Genomic DNA, 26,831 nt, shown 5'->3' with positions numbered 1-26,831 from the left:
CAATGACCCGACGACGAATGGCGGTAGCGTTGTCTGGCGGACACTTTGTTTGCGCCGCCTCACAAGGGAGTTCACCGATCATGCAGATCCAACCGGAGCCGTGGCAATTCGGCACGCAACCCTTGCCGATGGCGGAAAATGGCCAGAAGCTCATCCTCGCTGCCGCGTCTCTTCAGGCGCACGCCTTCAAGGCGGTGATGCGCTATCAGATCGAAACGCTGGCGTTTCTGAAACATCGTTACGAGCAGGATGTTAAGCTGGCCGAGGATCTCATCGACGGTTCCGAATTCAGCGACGCCTTCGACATCTTTTCCACCTTTCTGCAGAATGCGGCATCGGAATACGCCACCGAAGCCGGCAAGGTCGCGTCGCTGACCTCCAAGCTCGCTTCGGAAACGGCCAGCCGCGTGCGCAACGAAGCCAAAACCGCTGTCGAGGACGTTGCAGCAAAGACAGTCGCGTAGATCGGGGAATGCGGAGGCCTCCAACCATGAACGCCTGTATGAGCAGCGGTGGTCACTGGCGTCTACGGGTTTGCGTGCTTGCGGCGGTATTGCTTGGTTCCGTGGTGCCGGCGCTCGCGGACAGCCTGGCGGAACACGGCAAGGCCCTGGTGGAGTTCAATTGCGCCCGCTGCCACGCCATTGGAAAAACCGACGTGAGCAGCCACCCGGACGCTCCTGCCTTTCGCACCCTGTCAAAGCGCTATCCGATCTCGGATCTCGAGGAAGCACTCGCCGAAGGCATTTCGACCGGCCACCCGGACATGCCTGAGTGGGTTGCCAGCCCCGACCAGATCGAGGCAATCATCGCCTACATCAGCAGCTTGCAACAACCATGATCGAGGCCACGGAGATGGCAGGCACGATTGGATCTCACGCCAGCAGCTCGGAGACATGCAGTCGACCTCGCGGCCGATCGCGGTCCCAGTAGCCCAGGACTGAAGCTAGGGCAACATCCGGTCAGCTGCACGGAAGAACGATCGAGCATGCGCCACGATCTGGGCCTCCGTTGGATGATCCGCCGGCTCAACGCCGACAATGCGATCCTTCAAGTGGGGATGGTGGTCGCGGATATGCTTGGCCAACTCATCCTTTGCCTCTCCCGGCCCCACGATCAGCCATTCCTTCGCCGGTTGCAGGGCGCTGACGACATCGTCGTAGAAGGCTCGGTTTTCCGACGCCCGCTTGCCATCTACCGAGCCTGCCTTGTTATGGGTCTGAAGATGCGCAAGCGTAGTGACAAGCCTCACGCTTGCGGCTGTCTGACGATTGAAGAAAAACACCTTGGCTTCGCGATGGTCCAGCCAGGCGACGGCATGTTGGGCCTGCATATCTATACATCCTTAAGGTTATTGTTGAGGCTGAGCGCAAACGCCGCCGTAAGGCGTGGAATGCCTCACGACTGCGGCTCCAGCGTTGCGAGGATCGAGCCGGGTTCGATGACGGCATTCGCTGTTGCGACAATCGTCGCGCGGCCACCGGCCGGCGCGACAATCTCGTGCAGTGCGTCTTCAACGCGAACTTCGGCTATTCGCTCAGCGGCCTTGATCGTGTCGCCGCTGGCAATGAACCAACGCTCCAGAATGCCCTCGGGCAACATGCTGGACGCCCATAGCGCTTCGTCGACCTTGATACACTGCATCGCAATTCTCCTTGTGCGGCCGAATGATATTCCCCTCGCCACGGCGGCCCTTGATCCGGATCAAGAGCTACGCGACGCGAGCCTCTCGGAGGCGGCCTGCAATCGGCGCGCGTTTGACCGGCATCAAGGCGTTGAGCGCCAGCGGGTGCACTTCATCATGCATTCGATCGCCCAGCGAAAGGCGTCCGCTATGTCCTACAAGTCAATTGTCGTGACCCTAGCCATAGATGCGTCTCCGGCGCGCTATGGTCAAAGCCGTCTGCGGGAATGGGCGTTCGGCGGGGTCAACCGCGTGCTGATCGAAGAGAGCAGCACCGACCGCTTTAGGTCGTAGTGATGATCTCTCGTATCGTACCCGGCGAAGTTGACCAGCAACCCGTCGCGGCAGACGCAGGTGCCTATTGGTCGATCGAGACCGATGACCTCCTGCGACGCCTCGACACGCTTACCTCCGGGCTTGCCACTTCCGAGGCCGCATCGAGGCTTGTAAAATTTGGCCGAAACACACCCGGATCACGGTCCGGCACCTCGGCGTTGACCGTGTTTATCCGTCAGTTCCGTAGCCCACTGGTCCTGATCCTTATCTTCGCGGCCACCGTGTCGGCTTTCGTCGGCGAGGGGCAGGAGGCTGCAATCATCGGTGCGATCGTGCTGGCAAGCTGCATCCTCAGCTTCACCCAGGAGTACGGCGCGTCGCGTGCCACGGAGGCGCTGAGACAGCGCATTTCGCGCAAGGCTGTTGTGCTGCGTGATGGTATCGAGTGCTCGGTTGCAGCCGAAGATATCGTGCCGGGGGACGTGATCCGGCTTTCCGCCGGAAACCTCATTCCCGCGGACGGTATCATTCTGGATGCCCGCGATTTCAATGTCAGTGAGGCCGTACTGACCGGCGAGACCTTCCCCGTCGTGAAAGCACCGGGGCGGTCGGCTCCCGAGGCTTCCGTCGCACAGCGCGGCAATGCGGTCTTTACGGGCACATCGGTTCGCAGCGGCACCGCAACCGTGCTTGCGGCAGCGACCGGTGCCCGCACCGAATTCGCATCCATCGCCACGGCCCTGGAACGACAAATCCCCGAAACAGGGTTTGCCCGAGGTATTAGGCTGTTCGGCTATCTGATGACCGAGATCATGCTGGCGATTGTCATCCTGGTGTTCTTCGCCAACCTGATGCTGCATCGACCGCTGATTGAATCGCTGCTGTTTTCGCTGGCACTGGCGGTTGGTCTTACCCCGGAACTCCTTCCCGCTATCATCAGTGTTACCCTTGCTAGAGGGGCCCGCGCGATGGCTGCAAACGGCGTCATTGTGCGCCGTCTCGACGCCATCGAAAATCTGGGCAGCATGGACCTGCTCTGCACTGACAAGACCGGCACGCTGACGGAAGGCGTCATCCACCTCGACGGATGGCTTGATGTCGACGGCAATCCGTCAACCGACATCCTGCTTTGGGCACGTCTCAACGCGACCATGCAGACCGGACTGAAGAACCCGCTGGACGAAGCGATCGTCGGTGCGCCGGGGGAAGGCGCATCATTGGCCGCTTTCACCAAAGTCGACGAGATCCCTTATGATTTCATTCGCAAGCGCCTATCCGTTGTTGTGCGAACCAAGGATGCCTCAGATCTTCTGATCACCAAAGGCGCCGTACTAAATGTCCTCGAAACGTGTGCCTTCGTCAGCATGGCCAAAGGGCTGCAACCCCTCGATGAGAAGCAGCGCGCGGCGATTGACGAAAAATTCCGGCGCTGGAGCGCGGACGGCTACCGCGTTCTGGGCCTGGCAATCCGTCGATTTGAAAACCGGAAAACGTTCAGCAGGAACGACGAAATCGATCTCGCCTTCGCGGGTTTCCTGCTTTTCCTCGACCCGCCAAAGAAAGGTGTCAAGGAAACGCTTGCCGAACTTTCCCATCGCGGTATCGCGGTAAAGGTTGTTTCGGGCGACAACCGGTACGTTGCCGCACATCTCGCCGGTGCCGTAGGCTTGCGCGCCGAAAGGATCATGACCGGTGAGGACCTTTCAAAGCTTACGAAGGCCGGGCTTTTCGCAGGTGTGCAGCACACTGATCTCTTCGTCGAGATCGATCCCAACCAGAAGGAGCGCATCGTCCAGGCATTCCGGAGCCGCGGCCATGTCGTCGGTTATCTGGGTGATGGCGTCAACGATGCGCCCGCCCTTCATGAGGCAGACATAGGCATCTCCGTCGACAAGGCAGTCGATGTCGCCCGCGAAGCGGCCGATATCATCCTTCTCAAGCAAGATCTGGGCGTGCTCGTGCGCGGCGTCGACGATGGCCGCAAGACATTTGCCAATACGATGAAGTACATCTCGATCACGACCAGCGCCAATTTCGGCAACATGATCAGCATGGCTGTCGCGTCGCTGTTCCTGCCATTCCTGCCGCTGCTGGCTGCGCAGATCCTGCTCAACAATTTCCTGTCGGACATTCCCTCGCTGGCCATCGCCAGCGACAATGTCGATCCAGACCAGGTGCGCGGACCCCGTCGCTGGGACATCGGCTTCGTCAGGCGATTCATGATCGGCTTTGGCCTGGTCAGCTCGCTATTCGATTTCGCCACCTTCGCCTTTCTGCTGCTGTTTGCACATGCGACAGCGGCTACCTTCCAGACTGCGTGGTTCGTCGAGTCGCTGCTGACGGAACTCGCCATCGTGCTGATCGTGCGCACGCATAAGACGTTTTGGAAGAGCCGTCCCAGCCTCCTGCTTGCATGGCTTACGCTGGCTGTTGCGGTTGTTGCGATCGCTACACCCTACGTGCCCTTCGCCGGACGCTTCGGCTTCGTGCCGCTTCCGCTGCCAGTGCTTGTCGGGCTCGTTGCCATCACCGCTCTCTATCTGTTGGCTTCGGAGATAACCAAGCGCTGGTTCTTCGATTATGAGAGCAGGCACCCGCGTCGATCGAGGGCAGGGCATGCCATCAGCGGTGGGATCATATCCCATTCAGCCCACATCCGATGAGATAATGCATGATTGAGGATCAAAGCATGGCAAGAAATGCGGCCAACCCGCCCACAGCCGACCATGAGGCCTTGCGACAAGCCCGTCCATGGTCCGTGAGCCGATCTGCCAGGTTAGCCAGCGAAGGCAGTCTTGGCCACATTCACCCCGAGATCGTAGACAAGCAGGCCGCCGTAGTAAGCTGTAGCGGTTACAAGCGCTGCGCCTGCAACCTCGATCACAGGAACGGCGATAGCCGCAGGCCCCATCTCGCGATTGCGGACCCACAAAGCGAGCCGGACGCCGCCCCAGCTCAGAAAGGCGAAGGCCGTGATGCCGCCGAGGCTTTCGTGGATTTCTGCAATGTCGCTGCTGAAGCCCGCGGCTTCAGCATAGTCAAGCGCCAGTCCGCCGTAGAACCAGGTTCCAATAGCGAAGACGCCCGCTGCCAGAGCGACAAAAGTGGAAATCGTGCCCACGCCAGAGCGCCTTGTCACAGCATTGCTGCTCGCGAGCGCCAGAAGGTCGATAGTCGCAAGCATGTAAATGAGCACAATTGGAAAATGCACGAGGATTGGGTGGATATGTTGGATATCGATCATCAGAAAGAACTCTCGGACTAAGAAATGGCGAAGCGATAGATGGATGTCGGCCTTGACGACGAGCGGTTGGCTAGCGGGGCCAAGCTCAATGATCCCTGAGCAGAAATAGCTCCGTGTTCTTAGTCGTCTTCTCCATGGCCGTCGTCCTCAGTGCTGCCGAAAGCGGCTCTACTGGAGGTGGGACTGTCGCCGCATTCGTCGTCATCGCCAACGCCCTTGATGGCCTTGGGGCCGGTGGCATCCTGTATGGGGATAGTGTCCAGATTGATCGGACCGACAGGTGCGACGGAGGATGGCGCCCCACATGATCCTTCGTCCGATTCAGCGGCCGCGGGCAAGGCAAAGATCGTGAGGCCCGCAAGTGCTGCAAGGACAAATATGGAATTGCGCATGGTCTGGTATCCTTACTCGGCGCGGCCGTGATTGGACGCGACAATGCCTTGATATGAGCCCTTTGCTTGCGGGGGGCTGAGGATGACTGACAGCAAATTGAAAGCTTCAACGTGCGACATGCCTTGCCGATGAAAAGCCAATTGAAGCGTGTCGCGGTGCTGGGTCTCGCGGGACTTGTCCTGGCCATGCCTCTCGCTGCCCGAGCCGACGAGGACGATGACGGCGACCATGACCGGGCGCGGGATCTGTACGAGCACGGCGAAATCAAGGGTCTTGCCAACATACTGGACGTTGTCCGCGCCAAAGCTCCCGGCGATGTTGTTGCGGTCGATCTCATCCGCAAGGCAAACAGATGGGTCTACCGGTTCCAGGTCGTCGATGCAGATGGCCGGCGAAGGACCGTCGACGTCGACGCCGGTGCCGGTGTCATCATGCCTGATGGGGAGGGCGACTGATGAAGATCCTCCTGGCCGAGGACGAGCCGCGTATCGCGGCCGATATCGCTACAGTCCTTAGGGCATCCGGAATGGCGGTTGATACCGTTCGCGATGGAGAGGCTGCCTGGTTCGCCGGCGATGTCGAGAACTATGATGCAGCGATCCTGGACCTCGGTTTGCCCAAGCTCGATGGTCTCACGATATTGAAACGTTGGCGAGCCAACGCCCGCCGGTTTCCGGTTCTTATCCTGACCGCAAGGGGGATGTGGACGGAGCGTGTCGAGGGCATCAATTCCGGTGCTGACGACTACCTTCCCAAGCCTTTTGAAATGGAAGAACTGCTCGCCCGGTTGCGGGCAATCCTGCGTCGCTCAGCAGGGCAGGCGGCACCAGTGTTGAGATCCGGCCCGCTGCTTCTGGACACGCGCCAAATGCGGATATCGCTTCGCGGCATTCCCGTTTCCCTATCGCCGCTGGAATACCGGCTCCTGGCGTTTCTGATGCATCATGCAGGGCGGGTGGTGGCGCCGACCGAACTGGCTGAGCATCTTTACGATTCAGGGAACGACCGCGATCCGAACACGATCGAAGTCATTGTAGCGAGGCTGCGGCGGAAGCTCGGCAGCGATGTCATCGAAACACGACGCGGGTTCGGGTATCTGATGCCCGATGATCCCGCCTGATGGGCAACTCGATCCGCTTCCGGCTGTGGTTGGCGGCAACCATCTCGATTCTTGTCGCACTCGCCATCGCCGGCGCCGGCCTCCGCTATCTGTTCGAACTTCACGTTGAACGACGCGTGGTGGGCGAGCTGACGGTTGACCTCAACGAGTTGATCGGCGCAACGATCTTCGCAAGCGATGGCCGCCTGATCGTGACCCCAGCGCTCACTGACCCGCGTTTCGCCAATCCGCTGTCCGGTTACTACTGGCAAGTGGAGGACATCGCCACCGGCAGCCTTGAGCGTTCGCGATCATTGTGGGACGCCAAGCTGGTCCTGCCTGCCCGGAGCGCAAGTGGTGAGCTGCGAGCGGTCGAGGAGTTCAAGGGCCCTGGTGGCGAACTCAGTATTGCGGTCGAGCGTACGATCATCGATGCCGGAGGCCGTTCCTTTCGCGCAATCGTGGCGGAAGATCATCGAACCGTGGAGGTGTCTGTAAGCGAATATGTTCGCGATCTTGCTCCAGCCCTCCTGATGCTTGCGGCAGTTCTCATGGCCGCGTTTTTCATCCAGATCACCATCGGCCTTGCGCCGCTGGAGACCTTGCGGGTCGCCGTCAGAAACGTGATCGCACAGCGAGCGGCACGGCTCGATGTGGTGGCACCAAACGAAGTGCAGCCGCTCGCCGACGAAATCAACCGTCTTCTCGATGCCCAGGAGAAGGCTCTTGCGCGAGCCCGCTCGCGCGCCACCGATCTGGCGCACGGCCTGAAGACGCCGCTGCAAGTGCTGTCGGCCGATATCCGTACGTTGCGAATGAAAGGCGAGACGGGTCTGGCCGACGAGATCGAGAAGAGCGCCGGAGCGATCCGGCGCCATGTCGAGCGGGAGCTGGCGCGTGCCCGCCTTGCGCCAGGCGTCTCCGGCAAGGCATCCTGCCGGGTGTCGGACGTCGCGGCTGGCGTCATTGCGGTCGTCAAACGGACGCCAAGCGGCAAGCAGCTTTCATTCAAGATGGACGTCGCAGAAGTTCTGACGGCGCCGATCGATGAAGGCGACCTGTCTGAAATCCTCGGCAATCTGGTCGAGAATGCCGCACGCTATGCAAAGTCGTCAGTCCGTGTCGGTGCATCCGCCACCGCTGGCGAGGTGATCGTCACTGTCACCGATGATGGCCCAGGTATACCCGATGCCGATCGGGAGACCGCCTTGTCGCGTGGCGTCCAGCTCGACAGCAAGAGCGGCAGCAACGGCCTTGGCCTTGCCATCGTTTCCGACATCGTCGAAGCCTATGGCGGACGCCTTGCCATGGCTAACGCCGATCCGGGTCTGGTCGTGACCATTTCCTTGCCGCGACACAGTTGAGCGTGCTTCAGGCAAAGCCTGGGAAATAGTCGACTTTTATCTTCGAGCGGCGAACGCCCATGGCCAGCAGTTTCTGGCGCAGCGCCTTGACCATCGCCTGCGGGCCGGAAATATAGAAAGTCCGCTCGAGGTAGTCGGGGATAGCCAGGCGCACCAGGTGCTCATCTATATGTCCGGCATATTGGCCCCGCTCTGCGCTTCGAGCTACAGCATGCACCGTCTTGATGCCAAGCTCCTGCCTGGCGGCGCCAAGCACGTCGCGATAGGCGATGTCCTCTTGGCTCTCGGTTCCGTACAGAATCACGATCGGCCGTGCCTCCTTCCGGTCAAGGAGATACTGCAGCATCGAGCGGAACGGCGTGATGCCAATGCCTCCGGCCAGGAAGGCGATCTTGGTTTCACGCTTGGCGGGCAGCGTGAAGTTGCCGGCCAGTTGCGCGGCGTGGATCTTGCTGCCTGGCTTCATGGTCATCAATTCGCGCTTGAAGGCGCTTGATTGCGGATAGAACTTGACGCCGAGGCGGACCGTTTCCTCCGTGGGCGCTGATGCAACCGTGAAATAGCGGCGGTTGCCGCGATTGTCGGCACGATCGAGGCCAAGCGTCCATTCGAGATACTGGCCGGCCTCAAAGGCGAGCTTGCGGGGCGACCGGAAGATGAAATCAAAGCTGTCGACAGCCGATTGCTCGATGCGTTCCAGGGTCAGCACGAAGCGTCCCTTGGGGCCCGCCGCATAGGCAAAGAGGTTGCCGGCGAGTAGCGCCAGTTCCGGTGTGAAATAGAACGAGCCCATATGGATATTGGGAGCAAACAGTAAGCCGACGATGGCGGCAAAGACGATCCGCGACCAAGGCATCGTCGGTGCGGTCAGCGGTTCGGTCAGCATCACAAAGGCAAAGAACAGCAGAGGCGACGAACCCAGGGTCTCAGTAAGCGCGGTCCAGTACTGCGATGGGTCCGTGGCTGCCAGAATGGTCGCCAGCGCCACGATAACGAAGGTCGAGACTAGATCAAGCCGGCGTAGTTTCCGGACAATGAGCATGCCGCCGAAGAGCACGAGCGAAAGCAACGCCAGATTGCCGCCAACCCACCAGGTGGCTGGTTGGTCGAGCAGCAGCGCGGACAGCGCCACGCCCAACGCAGCCGGATTGAAAAGGTGCTTCCGGCCGATAGCGAGAATGAACTTGGATGATATCGCCCAGACGGACGCGAGTGCCACCGCCGCGATCCCCTTTGTGTCCGTGACGGCTACCGGATCAAGGATGAGCGCTACAATGAGAGCGGTGATGTAGACGGACTCGTTGTTAGCCGGTACCGCGAAGGTATGCGCAAAGACCTTGTTGGTGAGCCAACAGGCGGCCAGCGCCAAAGCCGTCGTGAAGGCGAGTGCAATCGGATCATGCGGTATGAGATTCAAGAAGCCGAGCACGAACGCCGCGCCGACCAGCGCCATCAGATAGTAGAGGACCAGCCTGTACATGGTCACGTGATCGAGAAATCGGTCGACTGTTTTGATCATGGCAGGCAAAAGGCCCCGAACCCGGTTGTCGGCGTGGCGCGGCCATTGGCGTCGACGACATACCCCTCCAGGCCTGGCGTCTGCTCGATGAAGATAATGCCGTCCCGGCCCATGGCGAAGGCAGCGGTGGCGAAACGATCGGCTTCGAGCACATCGGCGCCGATGACGGTCAGGCTGACGATGTCCTGGATCGGGCTGCCAATTCCATGCGGGTTGTAGATGTGTTGACCGCGGACATAGGTGCCCGAGGTCGCGACACCGCGACCGCGGGGATAGACGACCTTTACGACCTCGTCCTCTTTGAAGGGATTGCGGATGCCGACACTCCAGTCATGGCCCGAAACATTCTTGCCGCAGGACTGGACATCGCCTCCCGCCTCGATGAAGAAATCGCTGATGCCGGCCCGTTGAACAATCCCGGCCGCATTGCGGATTGCCCAGCCCTTGACAATGCCGGAAGGATCGAGCGAACCGTCGGGCTTGCGAATATCAAAGTATCCGGCGGTTTCGCTTCTCGTCCGTTCGGCAATGGCCAGCACTTCCATCATCTCGCCACTCCAGTCGACGACTGGAACGTCGCCGCGGTTTATGGCCGTGATCTCGCTGTCGGACCGGTATGTGCTGAAGCGCTGGTCGATGTGCTCGAAATAGCCGAAGACGGTGTCGATCAGCTCACCGTTCGACGCGCCGCCGATGTCGACCGTAACGGGCATGCCCATCAAAATTCGCGTTTCTCGCATGGGACTAGGAAGACGCTTTCTTCAGCGCGCCGCGCAGCGACTGGATAAAGGCCCTGCTGGTCAGTGTCGCGCCCGAAATAATGTCGACATTGGCGCTTTGGGCGCTGATCGCTTCGTCGCGCAGCATGGGCAGCGCCTGCCTGTTAATGCTGATGGAGGTGCGGCGATCGGAGGGATATTTCAGCACTTTCAGCGCCGTAAGCTGCCCACCCTGTACGAGGGCCTGAATCTGAATGATGCCGTAATAAGCATCGGCGGGCGGGCCGGTGTAGACGCCGTCGGCATAACCCTGTGCGGCCAGTTGCATACCCGCTGGGACAACACGTGCGGGCGCGTCCGGATATGCCGGCCTCGGCTGTGGGACAGGTATGTAGACGGCCGGAGTTATGGCGAATGACGATGCTAATGACGAGGGATCGGTGACAGCCGGAGCCGCTGCCTGCTTAGGTGGCGTTGGCGACTGATGTGGTGCCATCGGAACCGTTATCTGCTTGGCTGGATCATTTTGCCGTTCGGTGGAAACTGCTATGCCCGCCGTCGTTTCCCGGGCAATCGGGAACCTTGTTCGGAACCGCAGGTCGATCGGCACCGGCAGGGGCCGAAGCATCGGCAAAGTCGCTGCGGATGCCGGCTCTTTTGGTTGCTCGGCAGGTGCTTCGACTGCGTTGGGCGGCAGCGCGTCGCCAAGCATATCGTTTGCCGGATCCTTGCCGGCCTGCTCCCATGCATAAGCGCCCGAGGCGGCGATCACGAAAAGTGACAAGGCGATCTGTTTCATCGGAATTGTGTTCCACGTTGAATCTGGCAAGGCGATCCGTCTGGTTCGCTTCGGGTGCAATATCCCACGACTAAGCTGACAACTGGCTGTCAGCCGAGTTCAAGCTGGGAGGGGCGCGCTTGAAAGCTCAAGGGGAGAGGGCAAATTGACTTGTCCTAGATCAAGATTCTCGCATAAGCAGCGAGGTAGGAAGGTCCACTTAAGCGAGGTAAGCTGCCTATGACTGTTGCCAACGAGCCGGCCGGATACACCAAAACCCAGATACTGCTGCATTGGGCAATCGCGGTGCTGATCGTCCTGCAGCTTGTAATTGGCGAGGACATCAAGCCGGCTTACCGGGCGCTCTCGCGCGGCACCGAGCCGGCAGCTGCCGACATCTTCAACGCGAATATTCATGTCTATGTCGGTTTGACCGTTCTGGCGCTGGCGATCTGGCGGGTTGCGGTCCGTCTATTGCGCGGCGTGCCGGCTGCACCATTCGAAGAAGGCGCGGCGTTGAAGCGGATCGCCGCTGCCGCCCATTTCCTGCTTTACCTGTTTATTTTCGGGATGCCGATTACTGGGGCACTGGCATGGTACTTCAGCTTTCGTGCGATGGGTGAGATACACGAGCTTGCCAAGCCGGTGATCATCGTCGTCGTCGGGCTCCATGCGGCGGCCGCATTGTGGCAGCACTTCTATGTGAAGTCGGATGTGCTTGTCAGGATGCTGCGGCCGCAGCGCACGTCATGAGCCGTCTGCATGCAGAGAACCATCTCGTATCGCGCGTCGGCTGGTTGCGCGCTGCCGTTCTCGGCGCCAATGACGGCATCGTCTCGACGGCCAGCCTGATCGTTGGTGTGGCGGCAGCCAATGCCGCTGCCTCCAACGTTCTGGTGACCGGCGTAGCGGGACTGGTCGCCGGCGCGATGTCGATGGCGGCCGGCGAATATGTCTCGGTCAGTTCACAGTCCGATACCGAGCGAGCCGACCTTGCGCGTGAGAGAGGGGAACTGGCGACACAGCGAGACTTCGAGCGACAGGAACTTGCGAACATCTATGTCAGGCGGGGCGTGGAGCCAAAGCAGGCCTTGCAGGTCGCCGACCAATTGATGGCTAAGGACGCGCTCGGCGCCCACGCACGCGACGAACTCGGTATTTCGGAGATGACGACGGCAAGACCGATTCAGGCCGCGCTGACCTCAGCGGCTGCATTTTCGGTTGGCGCGGCCATGCCATTGGCGATGGTGCTTGTTTCGCCGGCCGCCTGGCTTGCCGCAACCGTATCCGTTGCCTCGCTCCTCTTCCTGGCCGTGCTGGGCGCCATCGGTGCGAAAACTGGCGGCGCCAATGCGTTGAGGGCAACGGTTCGAGTCACATTCTGGGGCGCGCTGGCGATGGCGCTGACGGCCGGCATTGGCGCCGTCGTCGGTACTGCCATCTGATTCATTCGCCTGACGAATCGTTCTTCCGAATTGCCACAGGCAAAAGGCGCAAGAAACAACTTGGCGACCCACGTTGAATGGGACTAGTGGGGTTCGCTAGATCGTCCGTAGAGCGGTGACGGTACTTTTCGAGACAGCTTGGGCACGCTGTCGAACGCCGTAAAGTGCAAAAATCGCCCGATTGGTCCCGATAGTTGGTGAAACCTCAAAATATTTTTTGCGGCGTTTCGAGCGGCAAGCAAAGAAAAAATCCAGGTAGATCAATAATCTAGCTGGGTCAGAAACAATCGAATGGGAGTGAGGGTACAAACGGCGGCAATAGCGTAATTTCGGCGGCGAATTTCGCCGTCACGCAATGTCGTTGCAGTCCGTACCTTACTCCGCACAGCTGGCGTTCTCCGGTTCTGCCTCGCTGGTTCGATCTGCGCCCAGTTTCGGGATGATGTAAAGTCGCTTAAGAGGGTGGGAGTGCTCTCGCGTAGAACGGCGTGCATAAAGGTGGGTCCGCTTTGCGCCGCAATGGCGTCTTTGAATCTTACGATGATCCTGAACCCCGCCGTTCGTTCATTGGTGCTGCGGCTCAGGCGGACGGCCGTGTCCGATTCCACGATCATCAACATGCTAGCAACACGTACGCGGGACGAGGCCGTCCAATGCTACGGTAACTTACCTGCCTGATTCTTGATCGTTACCTCGCTCCAGCGCTCAATCTTAGTGAGGAGGAACTAGCGTGACCTCGGTGGCTCATCGATGTCAGCGCACTTTGGCCGCCGCGGTCAACCTCCACCGCCTTGCAATGACGCCAAGCGCAAGAGACTCATCGGGAGTCAGCTTGGTTCCCGCCGACGCACAAGGGTTGATCAAGCTTTGAGGGCATAAGACATGCTGGGACGCACGAACATTCAGCTCAAAATGCGCGCTCTGATTGTCGATGACGAGCTGGCGAAACCAGGCAGCTCACGCGGGCGTGCCGTAGCAGAACTGGTGGAGGAGTTTCGCCACCAGAACGTAGGGGTCGCTGAAGCAACCTCATACGAGGACGGCCTGGCGATCGTGAACTCGGATGCCGGCCTGCACTGTTACTTCGTGGATTGGACGCTGGGAATGAACGACGAGGGCAGTCACGCTGCAGCGATCGAGGTGCTGCGCGCCATCCGGGCGCGCAACTCTCGAGCACCAGTGTTTCTCATGGCCGACCGTGATACCAGGGGTTCGATGACAGTCGAGGCGATGCAGCTCGCCGATGAGTTCGTTTGGATGCTGGAGGACACGGCGACATTCGTTGCCGGCCGGGCGCTCGCAGCAATCCGGCGGTATCTGGCACAACTTCTGCCGCCGTTTACTGATGCACTTTTGCGTTACAGCCAGTCTGACGAGCACTCCTGGTCGGCGCCCGGCCATCAGGGCGGAATTGCCTTTGCCAAGTCGCCGATAGGGAGGGTATTCTTCGATTTCTTTGGTGAGAACCTATTCAGAACCGATAGCGGGATAGAAAGGGGCAATCTCGGCTCACTTCTCGATCACAGCGGACCGGTGAAGCAGAGTGAGGCCTTCATCGCCCGCGTCTTCGGTGCAGATCTATCCTACTCTGTGCTCAATGGCACGTCGGGATCCAATCGGACCATCTTCATGGCCTGCGTGGGCGAGAATCAGTTCGCGCTTTGCGACCGAAACTGCCACAAATCGATCGAGCAGGGGCTGGTGCTTTCCGGCGGCATACCGATCTACATGACCCCGACGCGCAACCGGTACGGGATCATTGGGCCGCTACGGCGCAACAGCTTCAAGCCTGAGGCAATCGCCGCTGCTGTCGCCTCCCACCCGTTGCGCGCGCAGGCAAAGGGCGACAAGCCTGTCTACGCGGTCGTCACGAACTGTACCTACGACGGCATGTGTCTCAATGCCGAGGCAGCCGAGGCCGAGCTGGGCAAAACCATTGACAGGTTGCACTTTGATGAAGCGTGGTATGGCTATGCCCGCTTCAATGCCATGTACGCCGGTCGCCATGCGATGCGGGGCGACCCTAAGACCCGTGCCAAGGATGGTCCCACACTTTTCGCTACGCACTCGACGCACAAACTGCTGGCGGCGCTGTCTCAGGCGTCCTTCATCCACATACGCAACGGGCGTAATCCCGTTGAACACAGCCGCTTCAACGAATCCTTTGTAATCCAGGCGACGACGTCACCGCTTTATTCGCTGTTCGCGTCGAACGAAGTCGGCGCTGCAATGATGGACGGTGAAAGTGGCCGGACGCTTACCCAGGAGGTCATCAGAGAGGCAGTGGATTTCCGCATGGCGCTGGCAAAGGTGCATCGCCACTTTGCGGGCAGGGACGAGTGGTTCTTCCATCCCTGGAACGCCCCGCAAGCTCGCGACGCGAAGACCGGTGCAATGGTCGACTTCGCCGATGCCGACCGCGACCAGCTGGCCAACGACCCGGAGGCCTGGGTCCTTGAACCTGGCGCAGCGTGGCACGGATTCGCCGACCTTGAGGAGAACTGGTGTATGCTTGATCCCATCAAGGCAGGCATCGTTACGCCGGGCATGGGTGACGACGGCAAACTGCTGGAGCGGGGCATTCCGGCCCCCGTGGTGTCTGCCTATCTCGGCCGCAATGCCACGATACCCTCACGCACGACTGACTTCATGGTGCTGTGCCTCTTCACCATGGGCATAACGAAGGGCAAGTGGGGCACACTGATCAGCACGCTGCTGGACTTCAAGACCGACTACGACGCGAACGCGCCGCTTTCACAGGTACTGCCGGCAATCGTCGCAGTCGCGCCGGATCGCTACCGCGACATGGGCCTCCGCGATCTTGCTGACGAGATGTTCGAGGCGATGCGGGCGATGCGCGTAGATGCGCTTCAGGCCGCCGCCTTTGGAAACCTGCCCGAGATCGTGACGACGCCGCGTGCCGCATTCCAGCAGCTGCAGAGTGGAAATGCCGAGCTGCTCAAGTTGGACAAGACTGCGGGCCGCGTCACCGCGGTCGGGATCATGCCGTACCCGCCCGGCATACCCATCGTGATGCCCGGTGAGCGCATGGGCCCGGTTGACGGCCCTTGGCTCTCGTTCATCCGTGCCCTTCAGGAATGGGGCGAGCGCTTCCCCGGCTTCGAAAAGGAGGTCGAGGGCGCCGTACACAAGCAAGGCGGTTACCACATCTGGTGCTTGAATGAGGCACAGAACCCGCTTTGATCGTAGTCCGGGCAAATAGATGACTCGCGCCATTGCAGCCGAGCTTCGCCGGCGATCAGTTGCTGGTGTCAGAAAGTGGCCGGTCCGCACGAGCTATGACCTGAGCTAGATTGTCGGGGATTGTTGTCCGTGTCTCACTGCCTCAAGGCCAGAAGCGTTAGCGCGCCTCGGCGTCAATGATCGGTTCGCAGAGTTCGTTGCTTCGGCGTTCGCTAGCGCGATACCTGGCGGGCATACCACCTTCCTTCGAGACCCATCCGAAGAAGAATCCGGGCCAGTTGAAATCATAGCACTTCCGCTGTTCTGCGCGCGTCGCCGCGTCGCCGCGTCGCCCATCAGCCCAAACTGGCGATAAATTGTTTCGCTCGACAGCCCTGTGTCCACGGAAACCACCAACACAGGCAATAGCGGGCCGCCCCGTTTGTGCAGCCGGCCAGCCATTACGGCGAGGACTGGTCCCCAGCCGTTTGCCAGGTCGCCAAACTTGGCGCTCAGCTCTCCATAAGTTACCTTGCGTCCCACACGCGCCGCAGCTGCGATGTAGAGGGCGACGTCCAATCGAAATCTATCTGACATTTGGTTTGTCACAGCTCTATGAAGATCGGGAGCAGTTAGCCTGAATGACCAGCTAGATGGGAACCCTGTGGCACAGCCCGTTGGGTCGCGACGCCAAAATCTTGCTGCTTGGTGCCACTGCGCAGATCGTCATGTGCGAATAGTCCATTCGACTTGCCTGGGCGCCGCCTGACGTCGTGTCCCCGCCAATTTCTTCATGCTTTGATTAATCGGCTCGGAGGACAGCGGCGCAAAGTTGGATCCCTTTGCGCCGCCGCCTCCTCGACGCAGGTGTCCTGTCGTCAGTCGCAGGAACAGGATCGCGAAAACACGTCCCAGTTTCCGCCAGCCGTTCAGCGCCTGCGGTTGGATCTTTTTCCTGCGTACCGTTCGCATCGATGATTCGTCCGAATTGATCTTGCAACGCTGCGACAAGTATTTGCGCTTAGCTGCCAAGCTTCATAATGTGAGGGTCGAGCGGGTCCGAGAGGTGTGCGCCAGTGGTCGAACAGAGTGCAGCGGTCGTTCGAACACTGGCAGCCATACCGACTGCGGCAGGTCTGGCCGCGCGCTTGGCCTCTGCTGAGCTTGAGCGACACAACATCGATCCCGCGCGGTTGCTGACGCGCGCTGGCCTGTCTGCCTACGCGGCGCGTTCTAATGGCACCCGCCCCGCCGGGTTCGTCGGTGGAGGGGGTTGGGGGTGGCTTATGGGGCCCCTGGCAGGCGCGCGATTCGCATCGCCTTCATAGGGTTCAAAGCGAGGCTGGCCGTCTTGCTAGCAGCCTGGCTGCCGAGCCCCTGGGGAAGAAACCAACGCGAATTTGCGGTGTTGCCGTTCGTACCTGCACCCTGCGAACTCGCTAAGGCGGCCTCGGCCGGTGTCCTCCCTCCCGCAGGCGGGGACGCGCTTGATGGGCCCCGCAGCGGTGGGAAGTCAGCGCGGTGAGGAGCTACAGGCCCCCAAATGGAGGGACTAGATCACCAGGAAATCCGCGTTGGTGAGCGCAAGGTTTGCAGCCAGCGTGGCGAAATGGGTCGAGCCGCCAGCGGCACTGCCGTTGCTGTCATAATAGAGCCAGCCGGTGTCGGTCTCGTAGATGATGTGGTCGTTGCCGTCACCCGCAAGGCCAGTTGTGTTCTTGACGAACTGGTCGGCCGTCAGCGTGCCGTTGCCGCCAAGCGCTGCAAAGATGGCGTTATCGACCCGGATAGTGTCGTCGACCACCGAGAAGTCTGTGATGCGGTCGACATTGCTCAAGGCGTTGAGCGCCGTGGTGAAGAGGAAGCTGTCGTTGCCGGTGCTGCCGGACAGCGTGTCGTTGCCGAGCAGGCCGTTGATGACGTTGTTGCCGGAATTGCCGGTGATGACATTGGCGATGGAATTGCCGGTGCCGTTGATAGAAGCCGCGCTGCGCAGCGCCAGGTTCTCCAGTTCCTGACCGGAGAGGTTGAAGGAAACGTAGGCCTGCACGTTATCAGTGCCCTGGCCATTGGCCTCGATCACGTGATCGCCGGCATTGTCGACATAGTAAGTGTCGTTGCCCCGGGCGCCGCTCATCGTGTCGGCACCGCCGAGCCCGTTGATGATGTTGTTGCCAGTGTTGCCGGTGATGATGTTGGCAATCGAGTTGCCGGTGCCGTTGATGTTGGCAGATCCGAGCAGCGTCAGGTTTTCGACCGAGCCCAATACGTGCGCAGTGTCGGAGAGGCTGAAGCTGATCGACGACTGCACTGTGTCAATACCGGTCGAGCCGGCGAGGCCCTCGTTGACGATGTCGGAGGCATTATCGACGATATAGACATCGTTGCCTGCGCCACCGACCATCGTGTCGGCGCCCGTGCCGCCGTTGAGGTAGTCGTTGCCTGCCATCCCGCTGAGATAGTCGTTGCCGGCGCTGCCGTAGACAGCGTCGTTCCCGTCGTAGCCGTAAATTGTGTCGTTCCCGCCAAACCCGTCGAGCCTGTCCGCGTAGATGCTACCCAAGATAGTGTCGGCTCCGGCCAGCGCAGTCACGACGACTGCTGCGTCGTCCGCCCTCGAGTAGGTGGCGGCAGCATCAAGGATTGCGCTAAACGGAATACTGATGCCGGATATCGTGATTGGCTCATAGCCGTAGGCGTCATCGACGTGGTAGCTGGTAACGATGCCACCGCCGTTCGGCTGTACATATATATTATAGTAGTTGTCGTAATAATAATTGTAGGTGAACCCGTATCCTGTAAAATGATCTGCCAAACCATTACTGTAATTCAACTTGAAATCTGTTGAGCTGTACACATAATTGGTGAAACCGTTAATCGAACTAAAGTCAAAGTCGGACCACATGTCCAAAGGGATGTCGGCGTTGATGAGCGCCATGATGATGTGTTCTCCTGTATAGAGCGATGGATGGTTATTATTGCAACGTACAGATAAGGATTGAGCTCGGGTGGCGCCTGTCGCCGCACGCCAAAGACTTGTGTTTGGCTGTCACGAGCGCTTATGCCACGCGCGTACCACACATTCCGGCCCAGCCAGCCGGACTCCACTATTCCTTGAACGCCCTGTGCAGCTGGTCCGATAGCGGCTTCATTGCATAGGACCAGACGTCGCGCTCGCCGGTCTGGATGTGGACTTCCGCTGGCATCCCCGGCTGCAGCCGTCTGGCATCCTGCAAGCAGGCCTGCAGGTCGTCGACGGTCGTGCGTGCGACGAAATAGGAAGTTTGCCGCTGCGGGTCCTTGATCAGGTCAGCCGACACCCTCTGCACGGTGCCCTCGCATTCGGGCGTCGTGGCAGCGTCGAAGGCAGAGAAGCGGATCGACACAGACTGGCCGGGGCGAACGTCGTCGACGCTGGAGGGGGCGATCATGGCGTCGACCACGAGCCGGTCCTGCTCGGGCACGATCAGCATGATTGTCTCGCCCGGAGCGATGACCCCGCCGATAGTGTGGACGGCAAGCTCCTGCACATACCCTGACTGGGGTGCACGGATTTCGGTGCGGGCAAGCTGGTCCTGCGCGACCACCTTGCGCTCGACAAGCTCGACCTCTTTGCCGTCGAGCTCGCGCAGCTCCTCGTTGACGTCCTTGCGCATCTCCTCGTCGACCTGGAGGGCCTGCAGCTTTGTCTCGCTGATCTTGCCTTCTGTCTCGGCGATGGCGGCCATAAGGCGGCCAGATTCGCCCTTGAGCCGCGACAGCTCGAGCTGGAGTGTGCTTACCCGCTCGAGCGAGACGAGCTTTTGCTCATAGAGCGTCTGAAGGCTGTTGTAGTCCCTTTCGACGAGCGCTGCCGATTTGTCCGTCGCCTCCCGCTGGGCGGTCAGGCCTTCAATTTGCTTCGCCAACTGTTCCGAACGAACCTCGAGCTGGGCCTTCAGCCCTGTCGAAGCCTTGGTCCGGCTTTGGAACAACGCCTTCTCGCCGGCAACCAAGGCGTCGACATCCGCCTCTCCGGCGCGTCTGGCAAGGCTGTTGGGCAGCTTGATCTCGGGCAAGCCCAGCCGCTCCGCTTGCAGACGCGCCTGGCGGGCGAGCGTGCGGTCATATTGTTGTGCGATGATCTGTAGGTTGGCACGGGCAGTTGTATCGTCGAGCCGCACAATAACATCGCCCGCCGAGACGCGGTCGCCTTCGCGAACCAGGATCGCACCAACGACGCCACCAGTCTGGTGCTGGACTTTTTTGGCGCTGCTTTCGACGACAACGGTGCCCGACGAGATGACGGCCCCTGCGAGTGATGTCTTCGCCGCCCACGCGCCGACACCGCCGACGAGCAGGATCGATACCGCCAGGCCGAACAGGATGTTGGCCCTGATGCCTTCGCCGGAATGCGTATTCTTTTCTGAAACGGACATTGAAATCACCGAGGTCACTTTCGATCGTGTAAGGGGACGACAGTCGAGGTCTGCCGCAAAGCTGAATGAGCCGCTGGTTGTTGCGTATGGGCCACCGGACGGGTGATGCCGGCAAGCACTTCTTCCTTCGGGCCGAAGGCTTGCGAGGTCCCGCCTGCCATCACCAGCACCTGGTCGAGATTGGCCAGCGCCGATGGGCGGTGGGCGACGACGATGACAATGCCGCCACGCTGGCGCACGCTCTGAATGGCGGTAGCGAGCGCGACATCGCCGTCGGCATCGAGATTGGAGTTAGGCTCGTCGAGCACTACCAGAAAAGGTTCTCCGTAGAGTGCCCGCGCCAACCCGACGAGTTGCCGCTGCCCGGCCGAGAGCGCGCTGCCGCCTTCGCCGATGCGCGTCTGGAACCCATCCGCCAGCCTGAGAATCATTCGGTCGATTCCAGCCGTCCGCGCCGCTGCCAGGATGTCCTTGGGATCGGCATCCTTGTCGAAGCGGCAGATGTTTTCTGCGACCGTTCCGTCGAACAATTCGATAGCCTGTGGCAGATAGCCGATATCCCGCCCAAGGGCCTCGGGATCCCACTGTTCGAGCGCTGCATTGTCTAGCCGGACCGTCCCGCGCAGCGACGGCCACGCACCGACAATGGAGCGCACCAGGGTCGACTTGCCGGATGCGCTCGGCCCGACAACGCCCAACCCCGTCCCCGCTTGCAGCGTGAAGCTGACGTTCTGGATAAGAGCATTCTGCTGGCCTGGCGCAGTAACTGTCAGGCCTTCGACGGACAGCGTGTGCTGCGGTCGCGGGAGCGCCATCGGCTGACGCTGCTCGAAAAAGGCGTTCAACGTTCTGGATAGCTGGTCGTAGCTTCTTCGCGCAGAGATAAAGCCCTTCCAGTTTGCGAGCGCGACATCGACTGGCGCAAGCGATCGGCCCAGCATGATAGAGGAAGCGATAATGACGCCCGAAGACGCCTCGCCTGCCATAACGAGGTAGGCGCCGAGGCCGAGCATGAGCGATTGGAGCATCATGCGGAACGTGCGTGAAAGCGCGCCGGTCGCACCGATGACGTCGAAAACCCGCCGCTGATCCTGCAGGAAGCGCAGGTTCTGCTCACTCCAGAGTCTGCCGAAGCGGTTGGAGAGGCCCATAGCGCGGATGACTTCGGCATTGCGGCGGCCCGCGTCGGAGCAGGAAGTGCGGGCAACTATCGATTCGGATGCACGCCTTGACGGCGCGCGCGCGAGCCCTTCGGCGACGAGGGTCAGTAGTACGATGACCACTGCTCCAAGCGTCGCTAGGAGCCCGAGTGATGGATGCAGCATGTAGATGATGACGAGGTAGAATGGAATCCACGGCAGGTCGAAGAAGGCGGTCGGACCGCTTCCGGAGACGAAGCTCCTGATCTGGTCGAGGTCACGGATCGGCTGGATGCGCGATCCCTCTTGTCCTGCCCTCAGCGGCAGCTGCAGCGAGGCTGCGAATGCCTTGCCATGCAGCTTCTGGTCGAGTGCGTTGCCAATCCGAACGAGCAGGCGCAAGCGGACGAAATCGAGCAGGCCGTAGACCGCGTACAGAAAGACCGCGATGATGGTGATGCCGACAAGCGTAGGTACACTGTGCGACGGCATCACGCGATCGTAGACCTGCAGCATGTAGAGCGAGCCGGTCAGGCCGAGGATATTCACTATGCCCGAGAAAACGGCCACCGCCGTCAGCGCCCCGGCACACTGCCAGAACGCAGACTTCAGTTCATTGCCCCGAGTCGCTGCGGCGAACGTCTGCAATGCCATAGTATATCCTCGATCCTTCTTCCTGCACCAACCCGAAGCGACGGCGTCGAGCCATGTGTGACTGGACTCAATCCGGTGGGTCTGGCGTTCTTCGCTTAGGTGGATGCCTTGTGCACTGACGCAAGGACAGTGGCGGCTGGGCGCAAGTCGTTGGCGGTGCCGATCAACTACATTGGCTGCAACGGCGGCAGCCGCCGCTCAGGATCTGCTAGGACGATGACAAGCCACGCCGGTACTGGGACGGAGTCTTGCCGGTCCAGCGCCGCGCGGCATGACTGAAGGCGCTTGGCTGATGGAAGCCCAGCAGCCATGCGATCTGGGAGATTTGCAGGCCCGGCTCCTCCAGGTGGCGAATGGCGAGATCACGCCGGAGATCATCCAGAATGGCCCCGAAGCTAAGCCCTTCTGCCGCGAGGCGGCGTGCGAACGTCCTCTCGCTTAGCCCGAGGCTGCCGGCCACCTTCTTCGCGCTCGCCTCGGCGTGGGGCAGGAGCGGCGCGATGGTGTTCTCAACTATCGTGCGGAACGGGCCCACGTTGGTGGGGCGGGCGGCCATCGCCTGCTCGCAATTCTCGACCATCAGCCGGTTAAGGAATGGATCGGCGGCCACCAGCGTCCGGTCCAGCAGCGCAGGGTCGAGTATCAACTCGTCCGAGTCGACGCCAAAGTTGACGTCGCAGCCCAGGAGGTTCCGCGCACGGCGCAGATCGCCCGAGCGCTGGTGGACGAAGTTCGCGACGAGCGGAGAAATCCTGTGGCCGACGAGTTGCCGGCAGAGCCGGACGAGCGTCAGTGCGAAGGACTCCATCTGGTGCCGGTCGAGGTGCCGCGGCACGCCTGCATAGGAAAGCGCGAGCCGGAAGGTCGAGCCCTTGTGCATCCGCAAGATCAACGCATGATTCGCCGCCTGGGCGTACCGTTCGAGGCGGCGTAGAGCATCGCCGAGGCAATGCGACGAGGCGGCGACGTAGTAGAGCATGCCGAGTTCGCGCAGATCGAATTGCTCGGCCAGGTTCAGGCCGAGGAAGTCGTCGCCGAGGGTGCGCGAAGCCTGCTCGAGGAATTCGATCTGCGACCTGACATCGATCCGACCGTCGTGATCGGGGGCGACCGCTGACAGTCCGGCGCGGGCGAGCAAAGGGGCCGGATCGATGCCGCGGCGTCGGAGTTCGGCTACGGCGAGGCGCGTGGCCAGGCCGGCCGTAGTCGGCGCCGCTGCGAGTTGTCGGAAAACAGGCTCATTCTGGTCGGCCACGGTCGTCCGGTATCACGACGCGATTAACGCTTTATGAGCCTTTGGCGGCTCAGCGCAAAACTTTGTACCGTGCCGCAAGACGGGTGTGCCCATATCTCAGCCCATGACACCGCCTATGCCGTACTCCATCGGGTTGTTTATCGAGCGGGCAGCAGTTGGCACGACCGCAAGATCGCAGACCGGTATGAAGAGCAAGCATTGCTGGCCATCTGTTCTTATTCTGCGACCAGCCGAGGCGACCGCCGGGCCAAGGCCGACTACCTATTGCCCGTTGAGGCACGGGCGAACTCGACCTGGAAGAGCACATGCAGGCCATCCTGCAATCCATCATGCAGGGCTGATCGGCGCCGGTCGACGCTGAAGCGAACTTCCGCTTCTGGCCCCCAAACCGGATCTGCTTCTGCCGCGACGTGAACGGCAGCTGTGCCCCTCATCTCGGCCGTAGAACCCAGTCCTGCCAACCACTGAAAGCAGACACTAGCGGCAACCACGCTGGAGGTCGCAGTTGCCCAGCACCGGAGGTCTATTTTGCTAATTTTCGACCTTTCTGCACGCTCCTGTTGGGGTCGCATCTCCGCCTTTCGGACAATGGATGCCCACATCGCCGGGCTCGGTCTTGCCAATGCTCGCCAATAGCGGCAGTCTCAGCCTCGACTGGCTGGTCATCGAGTGCATGGCAGTTACCTTGGATGCTCGCGAAATCCTAGACAGACTGATCGCGACCCATCGAGGCTGCATAGAAGCATGGGACACATCGAGGATGAGGCGGCTGGTCAATATGTGGATCGCCGCCGCCGTCATTCTTTTGACCTCAATTGGCGAGACTGCCGCTCAGATCCGATCCTGCAGCAGGTTCGTGTTGCCGCTCGCCATGAGACTGCGCGCCAACCTTCTAATTGCCTGCGCGAGCTTAGCCATATCGATAGCTGGCTGTTTGCCGGTGTCGGCTGCCACGCGGAATATCGTTCTGCTTTTTGACGAACGGGTCGAACTGCCTGGTCTATCGGTGTTGAGCGCGGAACTAGTCCATACACTGCAGTCCAACTCCACCGAGCCAATCGAGGTCTATCGCGAGTCGATGGATTTGTCCCGATTTGGCTCAGATTCTTACAACACGCTGCTGCGGGACTTCCTCCGTGCAAAATATGCCGAGAAGAAGATCGACGTAGCAGTTGCCGTCATGGCCCCTGCGCTTAATTTCCTTTTGAACTACGGTGATCAGATATTTCCGAACACACCAATTGTGTTCTGCGGGCTTGATCGAGGACAACTTGGCACGCGTGCGCTCCCACGCAACGTGTTCGGCGTTCTTGTAAAGAGGCAGTTTGCGCCGACACTTGAGGTTGCACTTCGTCTCCAGCCCGCGACCGAAGGCGTTGTTGTCGTTTCCGGCACGACGGACTTCGACAAGAGCCTTCTCGCGGCGGCGCAGAAGGAGTTCCGTCCGTATGAAAACCGGGTTTCGTTTACTTACCTGTCCGAACTCCCCCTGGAACAGCTTCTCGCGAGGCTTTCGCATTTGCCGCACGGAGACATCGTCCTCTTCGTCTCGATGTTTCGAGACGGCAGCGGCCATCCCGTCGTTCCACATGAGGTCGTTGAACGTGTTTCCAACGCGGCAAGCGTGCCCGTCTATGCCTTTGTCGATCAATACCTCGGTCGCGGTATCGTAGGGGGAAGCCTGTATAGTTTCACCGCGCATGGCGCTGAGACAGCCAAGATGGTTCTGCGGCTGCTGACAGGCGCGGTGCCTCAGCAAAACTTTTCCGAAGTCTCCAGCAGTAAGCTAATGTTCGACTGGCAGCAGATGCGACGCTGGGGTATCAGCGAGGCCCGTCTCCCTCCAGAGAGCCAAATCTACTTCCAAGAGCTAACCGAATTGGAACGGTATCCCTGGCAAATTGCCCTTGTGACTGCGGTTGTTCTGATACAGGCCGGGCTTATTGCAGTCCTGCTGCGTGAGCATCGTCGGCGTCAAGTGGCCGAAGTCCAGTCCCGGCAGCGCATGGCAGAGCTTGCTCATGTCGGCCGCGTCTCGACCGCCGGCGAGCTGACCGCCTCCATTGCCCACGAAATAAACCAGCCGCTCGGCGCTATTCTGATGAGCGCCGAATCCGCGGAATTCATCCTGAAATCGCCGAGCCCCGACATCCCTGAACTCGGCGACATCGTGAGCGATATCTTGCAGAATAACCGGCGCGCTACCGACGTCATCCAGAGGATGCGCAGCCTCCTGAAAAAGGCACCCTTCGAACTGAAAAGCCTCGACCTCAACGACCTCGCACGGGAAACCGTCGAATTTCTTTCGGCGCTAGCAATCGGCCGAAAAGTCGAACTCCTCAGCGTGATCACACCGTATGCGCTTCCGATCCTCGGCGACCGCATTCAACTTCAACAAGTCGTTGTGAATCTTGTCGTGAACGGGATCGACGCGATGAACGAGACGCCGAGCGAAAATCACACCATCAGCATCCGGACTTCGCGCGTTGAACAGTTTGCCGAGTTGTGCGTGTCTGATCGCGGACCGGGCATTCCCGAAGACAAATTGGAAGAGGTCTTCGAACCATTTTTCACCACCAAGGCGGAAGGCATGGGCATGGGGCTGTCCATCACGCGCACTATTATCGAGGCGCACAATGGACTGATATGTGCGAAAAATCAGGATCACGGCGGTGCGTCGTTCCGGATCAGACTTCCTCTTGTCCGATAGTTGGTGATGCCTCGCGCGTCCAATTCGAGTTCGCAATGCATCAAAGCGGACATCTGCCGACGGCCATGAATTTATGGTGGTTCTGGTGCGTTAGAGGTTTGCCCGCGCATTAACGCCGTGCCGGGTCAATAGCCGTTTCTAAGGGCGAATAAGGGCAACCGTGCTGGTTGGTTCAATCCTCTGCGGTGGTGCTACCTCGACCGAGGCAGTTAGGGTTCCGTCGGGGTGAACCTCCCAGACGAGCTTGGCATCCTCATCTTCCATGACCGGGTCAACCGAAAGGCATTGTGCGTAGACCTGTTCGAATTGCCCAGTAAAGGCTCCGAGCGAGTCTGGAAGTTGCTGATCGCAATCCTCCTTCGTTTCGAAGATGGAAACCGGGGCGGGCAGTTCATGGCATTGGGAAAGACCATCCGAACAACCGACGATCAGAAGCAAGGCGGCGATGTCTTCAACGGGCGGGGAGACGTCCTCGTCCGCCAAAGGTGCAGTCACGTGATCCGCCAGCGGGAGAGTCATCAGCACCAGCACAGCCAAGGCAAGAACTTGGCTCGATAAGCGGCGTCGCTTCGGCAAGACAGCGATCTTCATGGCTGATTTCCCTCCACCTGACGTAGGGGCAGCAGCCATCATCCTCCGAATTTCGTATAGCCGATATTGGCCCTACGGCCATTGCACGTGCGGACAGAAGTTTCCGACGCGGCATCGTCCTATCTCAATAGTGCATGGCGTCGATGAGCTACAAGGCGACGGGAAACATCCGCGCCATCCAGATACTGCTCGGACATTCCAAGATTGAGAACACGGTCCGATATCTGGGGGTCGACGTGGAGGACGCGCTGCTCTTGGCAGAGCGGACCGAAATCTGACGTTGAGCGGTCATCCGGCGCGACGCGGATGACCGCTTCGACGGGTTATCAATCTCAACGGCCCCGACCACCATGGGGTGGA

23 protein-coding genes and 1 pseudogene are annotated in these 26,831 nt (G+C 60.2%); 12 read left to right on the top strand and 12 right to left on the bottom strand.

From position 1 onward, the window contains the following. Positions 1-80 precede the first annotated feature (80 nt). A complete protein-coding gene (locus tag AC1D08_RS29565; protein WP_477304586.1) occupies positions 81-464 on the top strand; it encodes a phasin family protein in 384 nt (127 codons plus the stop codon). 26 nt (positions 465-490) lie between these two features. After that, complete coding sequence (locus tag AC1D08_RS29560; protein ID WP_477304588.1) at positions 491-841, top strand: c-type cytochrome; 351 nt, start codon at positions 491-493, stop codon at positions 839-841. Between the two features lie 105 nt (positions 842-946). Here AC1D08_RS29560 and AC1D08_RS29555 read toward each other — a convergent pair whose 3' ends face one another. Together AC1D08_RS29555 and AC1D08_RS29550 are read right to left on the bottom strand one after the other, a co-directional pair. Continuing rightward, entirely contained in the window at positions 947-1,333 is a 387-nt protein-coding gene (locus AC1D08_RS29555; protein WP_477304590.1) for a translational machinery protein, read from the bottom strand. A 65-nt stretch (positions 1,334-1,398) separates the two neighbouring features. Further along, the gene (locus AC1D08_RS29550; protein ID WP_477304592.1) at positions 1,399-1,644 is read right to left on the bottom strand and encodes a lipoyl domain-containing protein; all 246 of its coding nucleotides are present in this window, start codon (positions 1,642-1,644) and stop codon (positions 1,399-1,401) included. 13 nt (positions 1,645-1,657) lie between these two features. Between AC1D08_RS29550 and AC1D08_RS29545 the strand changes: the two genes are divergently transcribed. Beyond that, positions 1,658-1,978, top strand: coding sequence for a hypothetical protein (locus AC1D08_RS29545; RefSeq protein WP_477304594.1), 321 nt, complete (start codon positions 1,658-1,660; stop codon positions 1,976-1,978). A 2-nt stretch (positions 1,979-1,980) separates the two neighbouring features. Continuing rightward, a complete protein-coding gene (gene mgtA, locus AC1D08_RS29540; RefSeq protein WP_477304596.1) occupies positions 1,981-4,623 on the top strand; it encodes a magnesium-translocating P-type ATPase in 2,643 nt (880 codons plus the stop codon). Between the two features lie 113 nt (positions 4,624-4,736). Here the strand turns inward: mgtA and AC1D08_RS29535 are convergent, their stop codons facing one another. Further along, positions 4,737-5,204, bottom strand: coding sequence for a DUF2231 domain-containing protein (locus AC1D08_RS29535; protein WP_477304598.1), 468 nt, complete (start codon positions 5,202-5,204; stop codon positions 4,737-4,739). Between the two features lie 533 nt (positions 5,205-5,737). On the opposite strand from AC1D08_RS29535, the gene AC1D08_RS29530 reads away from it, so the two are divergent. Genes AC1D08_RS29530 through AC1D08_RS29520 form a run of 3 tightly spaced genes read left to right on the top strand, consistent with a single transcriptional unit; the run spans position 5,738 to position 8,060 of the window. After that, entirely contained in the window at positions 5,738-6,052 is a 315-nt protein-coding gene (locus AC1D08_RS29530; protein ID WP_477304602.1) for a PepSY domain-containing protein, read from the top strand. Further along, positions 6,052-6,717 carry a response regulator transcription factor gene (locus tag AC1D08_RS29525; protein WP_477226102.1) on the top strand — a complete coding sequence of 222 codons (666 nt, stop codon included), beginning with the start codon at positions 6,052-6,054 and terminating at the stop codon, positions 6,715-6,717. The genes AC1D08_RS29530 and AC1D08_RS29525 overlap by 1 nt, the downstream gene beginning before the upstream one ends. Continuing rightward, entirely contained in the window at positions 6,717-8,060 is a 1,344-nt protein-coding gene (locus AC1D08_RS29520; RefSeq protein ID WP_477304604.1) for a sensor histidine kinase, read from the top strand. Before AC1D08_RS29525 ends, AC1D08_RS29520 begins: the two co-directional genes overlap by 1 nt. Positions 8,061-8,067: 7 nt before the next feature. On the opposite strand, the gene AC1D08_RS29515 is transcribed toward AC1D08_RS29520, so the two are convergent. From AC1D08_RS29515 to AC1D08_RS29505, 3 genes are read right to left on the bottom strand one after another with little or no spacing between them, the layout of a single operon-like run. Next, positions 8,068-9,579: an RnfABCDGE type electron transport complex subunit D gene (locus AC1D08_RS29515; protein ID WP_477304606.1), complete on the bottom strand. Its 1,512-nt coding sequence runs from the start codon at positions 9,577-9,579 to the stop codon at positions 8,068-8,070. After that, positions 9,576-10,298, bottom strand: a complete 723-nt coding sequence (locus AC1D08_RS29510; protein WP_477304608.1) for an FAD:protein FMN transferase — start codon at positions 10,296-10,298, stop codon at positions 9,576-9,578. Before AC1D08_RS29510 ends, AC1D08_RS29515 begins: the two co-directional genes overlap by 4 nt. 25 nt (positions 10,299-10,323) lie before the next feature. Further along, positions 10,324-11,097 (bottom strand): FMN-binding protein, encoded by a 774-nt coding sequence (locus AC1D08_RS29505; protein WP_477304610.1) that lies wholly within the window; start codon positions 11,095-11,097, stop codon positions 10,324-10,326. A gap of 285 nt (positions 11,098-11,382) precedes the next feature. On the opposite strand from AC1D08_RS29505, the gene AC1D08_RS29500 reads away from it, so the two are divergent. From AC1D08_RS29500 to AC1D08_RS29490, 3 genes are all read left to right on the top strand, one after another. Continuing rightward, positions 11,383-11,829: a cytochrome b gene (locus AC1D08_RS29500; protein WP_477304612.1), complete on the top strand. Its 447-nt coding sequence runs from the start codon at positions 11,383-11,385 to the stop codon at positions 11,827-11,829. Next, positions 11,826-12,521 (top strand): VIT1/CCC1 transporter family protein, encoded by a 696-nt coding sequence (locus AC1D08_RS29495; RefSeq protein WP_477304614.1) that lies wholly within the window; start codon positions 11,826-11,828, stop codon positions 12,519-12,521. The genes AC1D08_RS29500 and AC1D08_RS29495 overlap by 4 nt, the downstream gene beginning before the upstream one ends. 882 nt (positions 12,522-13,403) lie before the next feature. After that, positions 13,404-15,725: an Orn/Lys/Arg family decarboxylase gene (locus AC1D08_RS29490; RefSeq protein ID WP_477304616.1), complete on the top strand. Its 2,322-nt coding sequence runs from the start codon at positions 13,404-13,406 to the stop codon at positions 15,723-15,725. Positions 15,726-16,430: 705 nt separating this feature from the next. On the opposite strand, the gene AC1D08_RS29485 is transcribed toward AC1D08_RS29490, so the two are convergent. The 5 genes from AC1D08_RS29485 to AC1D08_RS29465 all read right to left on the bottom strand — a co-directional run bounded on the left by AC1D08_RS29485 (position 16,431) and on the right by AC1D08_RS29465 (position 23,170). Beyond that, positions 16,431-16,676, bottom strand: a complete 246-nt coding sequence (locus AC1D08_RS29485; RefSeq protein ID WP_477304618.1) for a hypothetical protein — start codon at positions 16,674-16,676, stop codon at positions 16,431-16,433. A 580-nt stretch (positions 16,677-17,256) separates the two neighbouring features. Then, entirely contained in the window at positions 17,257-18,537 is a 1,281-nt protein-coding gene (locus AC1D08_RS29480; protein ID WP_477304620.1) for a calcium-binding protein, read from the bottom strand. A 274-nt stretch (positions 18,538-18,811) separates the two neighbouring features. Further along, positions 18,812-20,122, bottom strand: coding sequence for an HlyD family type I secretion periplasmic adaptor subunit (locus tag AC1D08_RS29475; protein WP_477304622.1), 1,311 nt, complete (start codon positions 20,120-20,122; stop codon positions 18,812-18,814). 14 nt (positions 20,123-20,136) lie between these two features. Further along, entirely contained in the window at positions 20,137-21,915 is a 1,779-nt protein-coding gene (locus tag AC1D08_RS29470) for a type I secretion system permease/ATPase (protein WP_477304624.1), read from the bottom strand. A 208-nt stretch (positions 21,916-22,123) separates the two neighbouring features. Beyond that, positions 22,124-23,170 carry an AraC family transcriptional regulator gene (locus AC1D08_RS29465; protein WP_477304626.1) on the bottom strand — a complete coding sequence of 349 codons (1,047 nt, stop codon included), beginning with the start codon at positions 23,168-23,170 and terminating at the stop codon, positions 22,124-22,126. Positions 23,171-23,762: 592 nt separating this feature from the next. On the opposite strand from AC1D08_RS29465, the gene AC1D08_RS29460 reads away from it, so the two are divergent. Next, positions 23,763-25,880 carry a sensor histidine kinase gene (locus tag AC1D08_RS29460; RefSeq protein WP_477304628.1) on the top strand — a complete coding sequence of 706 codons (2,118 nt, stop codon included), beginning with the start codon at positions 23,763-23,765 and terminating at the stop codon, positions 25,878-25,880. Positions 25,881-26,018: 138 nt separating this feature from the next. Here the strand turns inward: AC1D08_RS29460 and AC1D08_RS29455 are convergent, their stop codons facing one another. After that, positions 26,019-26,471 carry a hypothetical protein gene (locus AC1D08_RS29455; RefSeq protein WP_477228632.1) on the bottom strand — a complete coding sequence of 151 codons (453 nt, stop codon included), beginning with the start codon at positions 26,469-26,471 and terminating at the stop codon, positions 26,019-26,021. A gap of 137 nt (positions 26,472-26,608) precedes the next feature. On the opposite strand from AC1D08_RS29455, the pseudogene AC1D08_RS29450 reads away from it, so the two are divergent. Beyond that, positions 26,609-26,749 (top strand): annotated as a pseudogene (locus tag AC1D08_RS29450) (integrase); the annotation flags it as partial. Positions 26,750-26,831: the final 82 nt, after the last annotated feature.

This window comes from Mesorhizobium sp. P2_E6 (assembly GCF_056403835.1).
Note: the sequence above shows the minus strand (reverse complement) of the source record. Positions and strands in the feature narration are given on the sequence as shown.

Excerpts from the sequence above, each read along its gene's own strand:
- AC1D08_RS29565 (WP_477304586.1), top strand. The coding sequence starts at position 81 with ATGCAGATCCAACCGGAGCCGTGGCAATTCGGCACGCAACCCTTGCCG.
- AC1D08_RS29560 (WP_477304588.1), top strand. The coding sequence starts at position 491 with ATGAACGCCTGTATGAGCAGCGGTGGTCACTGGCGTCTACGGGTTTGC.
- AC1D08_RS29555 (WP_477304590.1), bottom strand. The coding sequence starts at position 1,333 with ATGCAGGCCCAACATGCCGTCGCCTGGCTGGACCATCGCGAAGCCAAG.
- AC1D08_RS29550 (WP_477304592.1), bottom strand. The coding sequence starts at position 1,644 with ATGCAGTGTATCAAGGTCGACGAAGCGCTATGGGCGTCCAGCATGTTG.
- mgtA (WP_477304596.1), top strand. The coding sequence starts at position 1,981 with ATGATCTCTCGTATCGTACCCGGCGAAGTTGACCAGCAACCCGTCGCG.
- AC1D08_RS29535 (WP_477304598.1), bottom strand. The coding sequence starts at position 5,204 with ATGATCGATATCCAACATATCCACCCAATCCTCGTGCATTTTCCAATT.
- AC1D08_RS29525 (WP_477226102.1), top strand. The coding sequence starts at position 6,052 with ATGAAGATCCTCCTGGCCGAGGACGAGCCGCGTATCGCGGCCGATATC.
- AC1D08_RS29520 (WP_477304604.1), top strand. The coding sequence starts at position 6,717 with ATGGGCAACTCGATCCGCTTCCGGCTGTGGTTGGCGGCAACCATCTCG.
- AC1D08_RS29515 (WP_477304606.1), bottom strand. The coding sequence starts at position 9,579 with ATGATCAAAACAGTCGACCGATTTCTCGATCACGTGACCATGTACAGG.
- AC1D08_RS29510 (WP_477304608.1), bottom strand. The coding sequence starts at position 10,298 with ATGGGCATGCCCGTTACGGTCGACATCGGCGGCGCGTCGAACGGTGAG.
- AC1D08_RS29505 (WP_477304610.1), bottom strand. The coding sequence starts at position 11,097 with ATGAAACAGATCGCCTTGTCACTTTTCGTGATCGCCGCCTCGGGCGCT.
- AC1D08_RS29495 (WP_477304614.1), top strand. The coding sequence starts at position 11,826 with ATGAGCCGTCTGCATGCAGAGAACCATCTCGTATCGCGCGTCGGCTGG.
- AC1D08_RS29490 (WP_477304616.1), top strand. The coding sequence starts at position 13,404 with ATGCTGGGACGCACGAACATTCAGCTCAAAATGCGCGCTCTGATTGTC.
- AC1D08_RS29485 (WP_477304618.1), bottom strand. The coding sequence starts at position 16,676 with ATGCGAACGGTACGCAGGAAAAAGATCCAACCGCAGGCGCTGAACGGC.
- AC1D08_RS29475 (WP_477304622.1), bottom strand. The coding sequence starts at position 20,122 with ATGTCCGTTTCAGAAAAGAATACGCATTCCGGCGAAGGCATCAGGGCC.
- AC1D08_RS29470 (WP_477304624.1), bottom strand. The coding sequence starts at position 21,915 with ATGGCATTGCAGACGTTCGCCGCAGCGACTCGGGGCAATGAACTGAAG.
- AC1D08_RS29460 (WP_477304628.1), top strand. The coding sequence starts at position 23,763 with ATGCCCACATCGCCGGGCTCGGTCTTGCCAATGCTCGCCAATAGCGGC.
- AC1D08_RS29455 (WP_477228632.1), bottom strand. The coding sequence starts at position 26,471 with ATGAAGATCGCTGTCTTGCCGAAGCGACGCCGCTTATCGAGCCAAGTT.